Origin of the sequence: Heliobacterium mobile (genome assembly GCF_009720735.1) — a bacterium.
GTDB lineage: Bacteria > Bacillota > Desulfitobacteriia > Heliobacteriales > Heliobacteriaceae > Heliobacterium > Heliobacterium mobile.
This window is the reverse complement of sequence record NZ_WNKU01000043.1, coordinates 1-11,631: the sequence shown is the minus strand read 5'-3', so window position 1 is coordinate 11,631 and position 11,631 is coordinate 1. Positions and strand designations below refer to the sequence as shown.

Below are 11,631 nucleotides of genomic sequence, written 5' to 3'. Positions count from 1 at the left end.
ACAGCGAGTCAAGGCTTGACGGCTAAGTCGCGCTAGTTTAACAAGTTTCCCCATTTGCCTTCTCTAAAATGAGATCTTACGCATTCATTTGAATAAGGGCGATCGGCTCAAAAATAATGGGGTTAAACCGTCTGCCGTTACCAAAAATACACTTCCTTTTCGTTTTTAGGTAACGATAGTTTGGACAGTGGACGAGGGAATATACCCTCTGTTAGAAAGGTCGCGATGACGCTAAGGTTGTGTTTACGAAAAAAGTTAAGGTCAGGACGAGCTGTCCTGGCTTTTTCTGCGTGTGTTCGTTAAATTTTCCGTGGCCAAACAGGCATAACCATAATATTAAGTGTAGGATTTTCAAAATAGAGATATACCACCAGCCACAGTCGGACGCATTTTTATAGACCGTAATGCTGCTCATCTATAGCGACTTACCCAACGTAACAGCCTGATATACTCCTAAGATCGACTCTACAGTCGCTATTTCTTCCTCTGTCTTACATTCAACGGACACAACGATCTCACCTGAAAGACTGGCATCGGTACGATGTTTTCTTTTTTAATCTTACCGGACATCCGATTAGACGACACGACCAAGCTTACAACACAGCCAAGTCGGGAGGCACAGCCACGGATGCTGGAAGCTGTGATTTTCTTTTCTTCGGCTATTCCTTCACTATCAATTATACTACCCGCCTTGATACCGTAAAAAAGCAGCCCTATCCGTTCGGGCTGCTAATCAATCTAGCTTATTTGATGTCTCCTACGCCTTTTTACGGAATAGATAACCGTAATTAACGTCTTAAGGTTTCTGTGTCCTTGCTTGTCTCTGAGTATAGCTTCAAGATAGAGTAATTCTAAAACATCATCTGGCATCCTGTTTAGAACATCCACCAACTCTTCACGGTTTAGTTTCGTTAGCTCTGTAGTTTTTCTGCTAAGCAAGGAGTTCACCTACTTGGGTATGTATTTTTAGGATTTGTGGTAGCTATATAGTTATTCGATTATTCTTTGTATTTTAGGGACTATGTCTTCAAAAGCCATCAGCTATACCACTAGGTCCAATCGAACATGGGTATTACAGCGGCCTTATGTGGTGTGTGGGATTTTATGCGAAAAATAAGAAAACCGACCTCGCCATAGCCGGTAGCGAGATCGCTTTATAAGGAATTTATTTCTGATTTTTCTCTAACAGGTATTTCAATCTTTCTCCGTGAACAGTTTCATTCACCACTATACTTGTCGAAATTACCGAATACTGTAGGCTGTGGTATTGTTGCCATAAAGCTCACAGCCTGACCCCCCTCTGGGGCCAAAATTCACAAAAGCGACCCCACCTGTTCCAAAAGGCACACGCCCTTGGGGATGTAAAAGAGTGCAGCACGGGTAGGATATGAAACCGGGAACACAAAGAACGTCACCGATAAATAATATATTGGGATTAGGTATATGAGGGTTGTTCACCGCAAGTGCTTCTAATCTCACTCTGAACATTTGAGCAATGGTAAAGAAGGTGTCTCCTGGAAGAACTGTATATCGCCCCTGAAACGCTGGTGGACAGTTTTGTGGGACCCTGCGCCTAGAGTAGTACGGCATTTATATAGTCCCCCCTACACAACTTATCTGCAAGCAATATATGCCAGTAATTTGATTTGTGCTTCAGGGGAAAGGACGAGGGAGGCGGTTGCTTCAGTATTAAACGCCTAAGGTACTACGGGGGTCGGTGCTTGGAAGAGTTAAAAGTTGAAGAAATAGTTAAGGCCTAGGATGAGAAGTCCTGGGCCTTTTTTCAACTACTTATAACCACTGGTGTTCCTATTGGAACAATTCTGGACAATTCAAGTACGTCCCTATTGTACATTCGAATACACCCATGGGAAACGGCTTGGCCGATTGAACTCGGATCGTTTGTTCCGTGAATACCATAGCTAGGTTTGCTCAGTCCCATCCACATCGAGCCATAAGGACCTCCTGGATTTGGTTGTTTATTTATAATAGTTAGTCTTCCAGTTGGTGTCGGTGTTACTATCCTTCCGACAGCAATCGGATATGTCTTCATCAATTGATTGTTCTGATATAAATACAGTTGCCGTTTACTAATCGACACGTTAATTTGGTTAGGCATTATATCATCACCCGCTGCTACTCTTTTTAGATGTATGGTTTAGGTGATGAGTAAATTTTGTATGATTACGGTATCCCGTTTCTTGGTTACTACATATATTGTATTGAAATTTTAAGTCCTTATGAGGGGGAAACTCGATGTCTGAACATGAGGATGGACATTCTTATCAATTTTCTTTACAGCAACCGATTTTACCGTATTACTCACCATACTTTCCATTGCCTTTTCCGTATTATTCACCTTTCTTTTTTTATCCGCCTTTTTATCGACCTTATCCTTATTACCCGCCGTATTATCCTTATCCACGTCGACGGTATTGATAGAATTAACAGAAGATTACCCCGCTGGAGTTCAGGCGAGATTAAGGAGAACGGTTCATAAATTCCTGAACACGGGGAAAAATGAAAATGGCTCTCTTGTTTTTAATTTCAGTTGTCTTGTTGCAAAAGCAGGACAAAAGACCTAGCTGTACGGTCCGCAGCTGGGTCTTTTATTTTGTAACGAACTTCCTCTACCATCTTAAGAACAAGTTCGGTAAGGATACGTTCAACGAGTTGATTTCATTGAAGGCGTATTGGATGACGAATCGAACTACCGGGGCGGATGCCCCGGCAGTTTTGTGAATTACTGAGATTCAACCTCCGTTGCGACGACGGCAACGTACACGAATGACAGCTCTATCACCTTCATTAAGCGTAATCCTGACAATGCGAACGGCCATGTGAGTCCCTCCTTTCGTGTGGATTCTTTATTACTGTACTCGTTTTTGCCGTAATTCGTGAGATTCTTATGTAGTTAAGCCGGCTTTTTCAAATTAGTAGTGCTAGTTCTCACTCCTTTGGATCGTGCATTAAGGCTCATTCGCCAGGGTGCCAGACGATGACCGTTATTCGGAGACCCTTCCTGAATATACCTCTTCCATGAGATGAATAATGCTACAATGTCGGTTAAGGCTTCGTTCAAGATGTAAAGTCTGCGCCTTGTTTCGTTTATTATTGGATTTTCTGTTAGTAGCGACGGGAACTGATGCCTTTAATGATGCACTCAGACTAACGATCTAGAAAACACCGCTAGCCCACCGGAAATGAAAAAGAGTCGTGACTGCCCTAAGTTACCAGTAACGAAAAAGCAGCAAAGAGGTCGTAGGTTCGAAGCCTAACGCCGGACCATGGTTTAGCTGGCGGTTGGTACTGTGGGGCAACTGCTACAGTTAGGAATTGTCATCTATAATGACCCTTACAGGTAATTGAAAACCGCAAAAAATTGAGTAAAACAACAAGTCCAGGATGAAAGTCCTGGCTAATTTCATCTATGATTTCTGCATGGAATTAATTTTCTGGGGAAAACTTTTTTAGACATACTTGTCAGAAGGTAGGGTTAATATGGTTACAGATGCGATGCTTTTGGACGCAAGAATCTTGTTCAACCAGCTATCATTGCAGCATTACCTGCAATCGGAAGTGTTTTCGAGAGGCTGGTGGTTTATCGTCGGTATGCTGGTAGTTCTTTATTACACATGGTGGAGACTCCTTGATAAAAGCAGGTTCATGGAAATTCTACTCTTTGGCTCTTTTATGGCTGTCTCAAACGCATTTATGGATAATATAGGTACGAGTGCAAGTCGCTGGATGTACTTTACTCGTCTAGTTCCTCTTAGCCCAGGTCCCTTCCCTATTGACTACTCGGTTGTGCCTATTCTTTTTATGGTAGCGTATCAGTACACAAATAGTTGGCGCTCTTACCTGGTTGGTATTTCAATTGCTGGTGGGCTATTGACGGCAATAATTTTTCCGATCATGACTAGCTTAAACATCAAACATCATTATAACTTTCATCTCTATACTTACTTTTTCATGGTTGTAGGAGCTGGCCTAATTGCTAGATACCTTATCCTATCAATTATTAAACGGCAGCTTAACGAAGAGGGCGTAAAGAAACCAGAACCAATGCTTAGCCCGAGATTAGCTCCTTCGATGAGACCATTGGAGAAGGAAAAGAAACCAGATAGACAACTTTGAGATTATCCAACAAAATAGAGAAACACTTGGACAATTAGTGGTTAGCAGATATCTCTCTGACGAATTGTTTTCCTTCAACTGGTGGTTTTTACTGGCGACCTTAATCGGAACCTACTTCGTCTGGTGGAAACTCATAGACAAAAATCGGCTTATGGTACTCCTTTTATTTGGAACTTTTTTGGCGGTATGAGTAAATGAGAAGCGTTAGGCAGATGCGGCCGGACGCTTTTTTATTGACTGAAAATTTCACGCTTTCTTCATCGGTTTTACATTCAACGGACACAACGATCTCACTTGAAAGACTCACGTCTGTACGATGTTCAACAGGTTATGTAACGCATATACGGTAGTTCTGTCTTTAGAGAATTTTTGAACAACCCATAGATATACCGCATCCAATCAGCTAACTATAGTATATAAAGGAAAAAAGAAGATATCATAGCCTATGTGAAACTTCTTAAGGGGATGTTGATATGGGGCAGTTCCGATTAAAACGTATGAGTATGTCGGGTATCTCAATTGGAATATATTCTAAAAAAGCACCTTGGATGCCCGCGTGGTGGTCAGCGGCATTACCGGGGCTGGGGCATCTCTGCATGGGTGAATATTTTAAGGGATTAATCCTGATGTTCTGGGAGATTTTTGTTAATTTCGAGGGTAATATAAATTTAGCAATATTATATACTTTCACCGGTAGATTCCGTGAAGCAAACGAAGTATTACATCCTGGGTGGGCCTTGGTTTACGTTTCTATTTTTTCTTTTGCCATCTATGATAGTTTCCGAATGTGTGTTGAATTAAATACGCTATACGACTTAGAGCGAAAACAGAAGAAACGTTTTCTCAAGTTCGCAAAATACTCTGCCCTCGGGGTCAATTACCTTAATCTAAAAACCCATGGGCTGCAGCTTTGTGGTCTGCCTTGTTCTCTGGTTTCGGCCATATTTACATTATGAAGACTTTAAAAGGGGTAATACTTTTATCGTGGTTGGCCATAATTATTTATTTATCAAACTTTCCTAAAGGAATTGTCTATACGTTTACTGGACGTTTTCAAGAAGTGAGCAGTATACTAAACTATGAGTGGCTATTGTTTTATCCTTCAGTCTATATATTTGGAATATGGGATGCCTACAATGATGCAGTAGAAATGAACAAACTGTTCGAAGAAGAGTATAAGCATCATTTAAGAGTGACTTTTGGCGGGTATCCAAAAACCCCAACACCCCCAAAATAACCCAAACCCAAACTTTGCACAAAAATGAAAAAACATGACCCAGCATAGGGTCATGCTCAATTTAGTATGAAATTAATTATATATTTATCGACTACTTACGTTCCTTGGATAACTCCCTTTGAATTTTATCGATAATCATTAAGAAATGGTCTGCTTCTCGTCGAACGTGGTCGGCTAACGCAACAGGAATTAATGACAGCATTGCACAGTTTTCTAGTAATTCTTTGGCTTCCTGTTTGAAATCCCTTAAACGAGTTGTTGAAGATTTTATGTCTTCTTCAAATCTTGGTAAAGTTGGAACTTGTGGAAAGTCCCATAGGAACCCCTCGAGATCTCTTGCCTGGGCTAATAACATATCGAACTCGTCGCTGAAGGCTTGGGCTTGTTGTGCTATTCTCCGTTCAGATTGATCAAGCAGGCTTCTTATAAATTTCGAGTGATCAGCCATGATTCGTAGCCAAAAAACGTTTTCTTGTATAATCGAATGATAGGCAATATTTGTGTCACCAGACTCGACTTTTCGTAAAACTAATAGGAAGTATTCTGCCTCTCGTGATATGTGATCTAGCAATAAGGGGAAATTATATCCACCCAACTTTAATCTACAGGTAATTACAATATGAAGTACATGTCTTTTGAATTCACGAATCTTCTCGGTTAACCTGATTGTTCTTTCAACAAACTCTTTAAACTGGGCGGGTCGAAGACATTCTGATTCTTTAAGTAACTCTTCAAACGCCCTTTGATATTGAGTTGCTTGACGAATCAAATCTGCCTCCGTACAGGGAAAGCCGAGTCGCATAAAAAGAGCATGTTCCATCATGATTCTTAACCAAAACCGAATTTCCTCCATATCCGGGTTGGAGACGGGGGGAAGAATTAAGTCTGGAACCCTAACATATCTCATAGCATCCGCTCCCTTCACAGAAAGCATATTTTACTTAGAAAGATTTATTAAAGACTTTCTATTTATAATTTTAGGGATTTATAACAATTTTAGGAATAATGGGCATGAAGAAAAAGCGTGAACCTATTGTAAGTTACACGCTTACGTTTCATCTTAACGACTCGTTGGATCATTAACTCAATGAAGAATTCTTTGTCCTTTCTCCTCGAGTCAACATATAAATAGAGAAGATTGTTACGACGATAATCCAATGAGTACCCAGTACAATAGTGTTGATTCATGGACGGGCGTAATAATACCTACATAACCGAGAAAGATAAAGATGTCCGCTAGGCGATTGTTACCGTCTTACTTAGATAGCATTTTATTTACCAAAGATTTCACGGTATCAGTACATCCCCCACATCCAGTGCCAGCCTTAGTAACTTCCTGTACTTTCTCAAAAGACTTTGCACCGTTAGCAATGGCATTTTCTAGATCTTCGTAGGTTACATTATTACATCCGCAGACAATATCATCCGCTTTGATCGTCGCCACCACCTTACTCAGAGATTTCTCACAAATCGCTACGGCACCATTTATCGAGACTTAAAAGTTTCACAAGCGGTTTCATCCGTTGTTTTTGGGGTTTTAGTTCCCCTCGACTTAACATTGATTGCAGTGGCTTTACACATTTTTGAAGCGTTATGAACACACTCTTCAACTCGGCAATGAATTTCACCCATTTTATCAAATCACCTCCAATCTTAATATAACAAATATCTTTAATATTATTTATGAAAATATTTCCACATTCTCATTGCTCACTATCCCCCTAATAATGTGCTTAGCAGGTATGTTTATAAGGTCAAGGAGTGATAGTGGACCAACGCTGGCATCGGCATCCAACTATAAAAAAAGCCGACCAATCTGGCCAGACTGTGTTGCGGTTGCTTCTATCAACGCTGTTTATAAGTTCTCCACTCCATCAATATTTAATCGCTCCAAATAATTATCGAGTTGAGCAAAGGTTCCGGTAAATCCCTGTTTCATTCCTTCTATAATTGCCACAAAAGAATCATACTCTTCCTTTGTGACATTTATCGGAGCCCCACGAAGGGTTAACTTTGTTTTCCCCTCATACATAAATAAAGACAATATATTAAGAATTTCAGCAGGAAAAGTCGGACTAAATGGAGCACGTATTGTATTGCCGATCTCATCAGAGAAGGAACTAATAAAGACTAGTTTTTCGGGTGCAATAAACTCTTTATATACAAACTTTCCCCACATTAGTTGGCCTGTAGGAGATTTTTGGCTGTAATGAAAAACTCCACCTGGGCAAAGATCGAATTTTAACACATTCATTGTAAAGCCTTTTGGACCCCACCAGTGTTTTAGATGCCTAGGCTCGGTCCACGCTTGATATACGAGCTCATGTGGAGCGTCAAAAATACGAGTAATTGCCAATTCGCTTATTTCTGTTTCATTGTATTCAGTCATGTCAATTCCTCCACTTTCTAATGCCTCTTACCAAAGCTTAGAGAGCCAATCATATCTGACAAGACTATTTTTCTCCTGTAATAGTCGTTTATCCCCCCAACTCGACCAACCATACATTCATTACCACAACAGATCCAAATCGAACGTCGGCCATTTCAGCGACCTTACGTGGGATATGGGGGTTTTGGGGGTGATTTTAAAAGGTGTTTTATGGATAAATCCTGTTTCCGGGTTAACAAGACGCAGCTAGATCGCGTAGTTCGTTCTTCAAAAGAGTAAATCTGGCATAACTTTACTTAGTACGGGGAAAACCGTAGGATAGGAGGGATGATAATGCATCCTTGGCATCTCGGTTTCCTCATAGCAGTATTGACAGTGTTCCTTTGGTCGGCTATAAAGCCCACAAGTTATCTTATGTGGATGATGGAAATCGCCCCTCTGCTGGCAGGGCTAGCCCTATTGGTAGTGACTTACCGTCGCTTTACTTTTACCACGATTTGTTATGGGCTTCTTGCTGTAAGTTTTATCTGGGTGCAATCGGTGGTCATTACGGCTTTGCTCATGTTCCTTTTTTTGATTGGCTTCGAGAGCACTACCATCTTCAACGTAATCATTTCGATAGAGTAGGCCATTTTATCCAGGGAGCGGCGGTGACAATGGTGACGCGGGAATTATTATTACGATTAACACCGATGAGGATAGGTTGGTTACTGAAGGGATATGTGATAGCGATAGGAATGGCACTGAGTATGTCTTATGAACTCTTTGAATGGGCTGTGGCAGCATTGCGATTGCCTATGTCCGTTGAGTTTATTGGGATGCAGGGTGACTTTTGGGACGCACAGTGGGATATGTTTTTAGGCTTGCTTGGTTCGTTGTTGGCACTGGTGTCATTATCTCATTATCAAGATGAAACCCTTCGGCATGAGTTCAGCCGTTTACGAGAGTAAGAAGCTATTTTCAAACAAAAACAACCGCCCCTCCCCACTGTTCTCGCTCGAAAAGAGCATAAGGTAAACCGTGAGGAAAGGGCGGTTACTATCATCCCTGACCGGGTTTTAACGATTACAATCGGATATACACATTAAAACTCGTATGTCTTACCCGCAAAAGAAATGTTTCCATGTTCCAAATAGAAAATCTCAAATACCGGATCATTGGCACCATAAAGTGACTTTAATCCAGGGTTTTCCTCAAGGATTTTCTTTTTCATCTCAATATCTTGTGAGAACTTTACTTCGCCTGAAATACGGAAGATTGTAAACACTTCCCAACTGGTAAACTCCATGTGTGGGTTTTCTTTTAGTTGTCTGTAAACATCCTTGTTATTTGCCGTACAAAACCAGAACTTGCCCCCATCCTCCAACATAAATGCCCATGGGCGAACACGGGGTTTTCCATTCTCGACGGTTGCAAAACATCCTGTCTTATGAGCGTTCAAGAATTCAATTGCTTCTTTCATTAGGTGCCTCCACTGTTAAAATCAACTTAGAACAAAGGACTGTTTTCCACTGTTAATGTCGCCCTATGATCAAGATAAAATTCTTCAGCACAGTAAAAACAACCGCCCCTCCCCACTGGCCTCCCAATAACGTGGCTTATCAAGTAAACCATGAAGAAGGGCAGTTTACTGTTATTCTGACCAACATATGAACCAGTTGATACCGTTCTAAATTGTATTGTCAGCATTATAAAAAGTTGCCCGATTTTTCCCAGTTTTTTTTGAGCTATATAGGGCTTCATCTGCTTTTTTTAGTATCTCATGAATATCCTGATCCCCTTTCCAAATATTCCCCCCAACACTACAGCCTACATGGACTGTATGCCCTTCAATGACGAACGTCTGATTTAATTCCGTAATGATCCGATTAGCCAAAGCGTAACCGTCTTCCACAGGATTAGAACTCGATGTTTGAATCACTACAACAAATTCGTCGCCACCCAAACGAGCGACTATTTCGTCACTACGTGTATTTTTAGTTAATCTATTTGCTACTTCCTGTAAAAGAACGTCTCCCGAATGGTGTCCATACGTGTCATTAACAGATTTGAATCCATCTAGATCCAGACATAGACATGTTAAATAGGTGCCTTTTAGACGTGATGTTTTTGTTGCTGACTCCAAGTATTTTTCTAATCCGGTACGGTTTGGTATACCTGTCAAATGGTCGTGGTGGGCAACGGTTTCCATTTCACCTAGAGCAGTATTACTTCTCATCAAACTGCTAATAAGTTCTCGTAATGAAACGGAAAGCATCTCAATTTCTTTTATACCCGAATATTGCGGAATCTGAACCTGTTCTCCTAATCCAAGTTTCTCCGCAGACATAGAAATTTTCTGTATTGGACTAGATATTTTTCCCGCGATAAACCAGCAAATGGTACTAAATACTATCGAACAAAAGACGCCAACCAGAATAATAAAGAGTTGCAAATCCCTAACACGAGCATACGCATCTTGGAGTGGTTGACGAACTATGATTGTCCAGCCTAAACCTTTGTAATCCATATACCCATTTTCCACTGCGTACCCCGTGAGATATGTTTTTCCATCATCCCAGTTCTCAACGGACCAACGATTTTTACCTTCCCTAGCAATCTTCATAATTTCCGTGTTTATCGTTTTTCCTATCATATCTTTTCGACCCAGAAGCACAGTATTATCTTTTGAACTTATTACAAGCATTTCAATGTTTTGTCGATTGTGCAGAGGTTCAAGGATTGATTTTTCAATTTCGTTTGCCCATTCCCAGCTTAAATGCGCCGCTAAAACTCCTTTTGAATTTCCATTCCTGTCGGTAATGGGAATACTAACATCGACAAATTTCATTGCTTCTCCATATGGGTTCGGGAGTAACTTAGCTAATAGTACTGCATCATGAACATCACCGATAAACTTTCCTTTAATTCTTTCCATGAATACAGGACGCTTCGATATATCAACCCCCGATAAGATGCTTTGTGTAGAAGCAATGACAATTCCTTCGCTATTCGTGAGACCTATCCAGGAAAACGAAGGAAATATTTCTTTTAGCTTTTCAAGAAGGTTTTGAATCGCTTTAGTGTCTTGAAAGTTATGTAAAGCTTCCAGTTGAGACAAAGTATAGACTTCACCAGAGCGCGACCACATAAAAGCATCCATTTTATCAGCCATTTGATAAGCAGTTTCTGCTAATGAATTTCCAATTTCAGATTTAACTTGTTCAATTGATCTATTTCCTATTGCAATACTTAGAATTCCAGACATGATCACGATCAGAATTCCAAACGATATTGAAAAGTATGTGCGTAGACTTAAAGACCGACGCATTTTTTAACAACTCCTAGATTATCAATTCAAAATAATACTTTCATTCTCTTGTAACAAGATGATCTTAAAAGTACGTTTTCTCTTTTCTATGAATGATTATATTTTCCTCTTCTTGTTATTAAAATGTTTCAAATAGTCCCCTGCCATCTCCAACCCCTACAAACTCCCCCCACTTATCCCAGGAAAAAGTGATCTTCTATGTAAAAACTCACAAAAAAACGACCTTGCCGGTGGGGGGGGGCGATAGTCGCTATGGAGGAATATTTTTTTCTTTCACGCTCAGGATGTTAATTCCATAAAATGGAATTGTAGGTAGTGCATTAGCTATTGAAAGGAGGAGTTAATATGGGTTGTTCCGTTGGTGGAGGTTATGTTGGTTTTTCAACAGTTGTTGGACTAGTGATTGCTCTTATTGTTATAGGAGCATTCTATCCAGCGATTATTGGCGTTGGGTACGTGGGCGACGGTTGTTAGTAATGAAAGGAGCATTCCTGTAATGAATAAATTGGCGCTTTGAAAATGAAAGCACCCCCTGATAACATACGAGGTGTTCCAAAG

At 40.5% G+C, this 11,631-nt stretch carries 11 protein-coding genes; 4 read left to right on the top strand and 7 right to left on the bottom strand.

All coding sequences use genetic code 11. The features are described 5' to 3' along the window. Positions 1–1,783 precede the first annotated feature (1,783 nt). A complete protein-coding gene (locus GJ688_RS18440; RefSeq protein WP_155477984.1) occupies positions 1,784–2,119 on the bottom strand; it encodes a L,D-transpeptidase in 336 nt (111 codons plus the stop codon). Between the two features lie 1,382 nt (positions 2,120–3,501). On the opposite strand from GJ688_RS18440, the gene GJ688_RS18430 reads away from it, so the two are divergent. After that, complete coding sequence (locus GJ688_RS18430) at positions 3,502–4,137, top strand: CBO0543 family protein (RefSeq protein ID WP_155477982.1); 636 nt, start codon at positions 3,502–3,504, stop codon at positions 4,135–4,137. 473 nt (positions 4,138–4,610) lie between these two features. Beyond that, on the top strand, positions 4,611–5,093 hold the full coding sequence (locus GJ688_RS20870; protein ID WP_235911099.1) for a hypothetical protein: 483 nt from the start codon (positions 4,611–4,613) through the stop codon (positions 5,091–5,093). Between the two features lie 372 nt (positions 5,094–5,465). Here GJ688_RS20870 and GJ688_RS18420 read toward each other — a convergent pair whose 3' ends face one another. From GJ688_RS18420 to GJ688_RS18405, 4 genes are all read right to left on the bottom strand, one after another. Further along, positions 5,466–6,281 carry a DUF2935 domain-containing protein gene (locus GJ688_RS18420; protein ID WP_170292147.1) on the bottom strand — a complete coding sequence of 272 codons (816 nt, stop codon included), beginning with the start codon at positions 6,279–6,281 and terminating at the stop codon, positions 5,466–5,468. A gap of 348 nt (positions 6,282–6,629) precedes the next feature. Next, the gene (locus tag GJ688_RS18415; protein ID WP_328597400.1) at positions 6,630–6,818 is read right to left on the bottom strand and encodes a (2Fe-2S)-binding protein; all 189 of its coding nucleotides are present in this window, start codon (positions 6,816–6,818) and stop codon (positions 6,630–6,632) included. Between the two features lie 41 nt (positions 6,819–6,859). Beyond that, the gene (locus GJ688_RS18410) at positions 6,860–7,006 is read right to left on the bottom strand and encodes a DUF1540 domain-containing protein (protein WP_155477979.1); all 147 of its coding nucleotides are present in this window, start codon (positions 7,004–7,006) and stop codon (positions 6,860–6,862) included. Positions 7,007–7,229: 223 nt separating this feature from the next. Beyond that, positions 7,230–7,763: an SRPBCC family protein gene (locus tag GJ688_RS18405; RefSeq protein ID WP_155477978.1), complete on the bottom strand. Its 534-nt coding sequence runs from the start codon at positions 7,761–7,763 to the stop codon at positions 7,230–7,232. A 341-nt stretch (positions 7,764–8,104) separates the two neighbouring features. Between GJ688_RS18405 and GJ688_RS18400 the strand changes: the two genes are divergently transcribed. Next, positions 8,105–8,713 carry a DUF2238 domain-containing protein gene (locus tag GJ688_RS18400; RefSeq protein ID WP_155477977.1) on the top strand — a complete coding sequence of 203 codons (609 nt, stop codon included), beginning with the start codon at positions 8,105–8,107 and terminating at the stop codon, positions 8,711–8,713. A 134-nt stretch (positions 8,714–8,847) separates the two neighbouring features. On the opposite strand, the gene GJ688_RS18395 is transcribed toward GJ688_RS18400, so the two are convergent. Together GJ688_RS18395 and GJ688_RS18390 are read right to left on the bottom strand one after the other, a co-directional pair. After that, positions 8,848–9,225 (bottom strand): pyridoxamine 5'-phosphate oxidase family protein, encoded by a 378-nt coding sequence (locus GJ688_RS18395; RefSeq protein WP_155477976.1) that lies wholly within the window; start codon positions 9,223–9,225, stop codon positions 8,848–8,850. A 207-nt stretch (positions 9,226–9,432) separates the two neighbouring features. Beyond that, entirely contained in the window at positions 9,433–11,073 is a 1,641-nt protein-coding gene (locus GJ688_RS18390; protein WP_155477975.1) for a sensor domain-containing diguanylate cyclase, read from the bottom strand. Positions 11,074–11,418: 345 nt separating this feature from the next. Here GJ688_RS18390 and GJ688_RS21135 point away from each other — a divergent pair, with 345 nt between their 5' ends. Beyond that, the gene (locus GJ688_RS21135; RefSeq protein WP_268892112.1) at positions 11,419–11,547 is read left to right on the top strand and encodes a hypothetical protein; all 129 of its coding nucleotides are present in this window, start codon (positions 11,419–11,421) and stop codon (positions 11,545–11,547) included. Positions 11,548–11,631 lie beyond the last annotated feature (84 nt).

What these genes read in the sequence shown, in the direction of transcription:
- GJ688_RS18440 (WP_155477984.1), bottom strand. Translation starts at nt 2,119, where the DNA reads ATGCCTAACCAAATTAACGTGTCGATTAGTAAACGGCAACTGTATTTA.
- GJ688_RS18430 (WP_155477982.1), top strand. Translation starts at nt 3,502, where the DNA reads ATGGTTACAGATGCGATGCTTTTGGACGCAAGAATCTTGTTCAACCAG.
- GJ688_RS20870 (WP_235911099.1), top strand. Translation starts at nt 4,611, where the DNA reads ATGGGGCAGTTCCGATTAAAACGTATGAGTATGTCGGGTATCTCAATT.
- GJ688_RS18420 (WP_170292147.1), bottom strand. Translation starts at nt 6,281, where the DNA reads ATGAGATATGTTAGGGTTCCAGACTTAATTCTTCCCCCCGTCTCCAAC.
- GJ688_RS18410 (WP_155477979.1), bottom strand. Translation starts at nt 7,006, where the DNA reads ATGGGTGAAATTCATTGCCGAGTTGAAGAGTGTGTTCATAACGCTTCA.
- GJ688_RS18405 (WP_155477978.1), bottom strand. Translation starts at nt 7,763, where the DNA reads ATGACTGAATACAATGAAACAGAAATAAGCGAATTGGCAATTACTCGT.
- GJ688_RS18395 (WP_155477976.1), bottom strand. Translation starts at nt 9,225, where the DNA reads ATGAAAGAAGCAATTGAATTCTTGAACGCTCATAAGACAGGATGTTTT.
- GJ688_RS18390 (WP_155477975.1), bottom strand. Translation starts at nt 11,073, where the DNA reads ATGCGTCGGTCTTTAAGTCTACGCACATACTTTTCAATATCGTTTGGA.
- GJ688_RS21135 (WP_268892112.1), top strand. Translation starts at nt 11,419, where the DNA reads ATGGGTTGTTCCGTTGGTGGAGGTTATGTTGGTTTTTCAACAGTTGTT.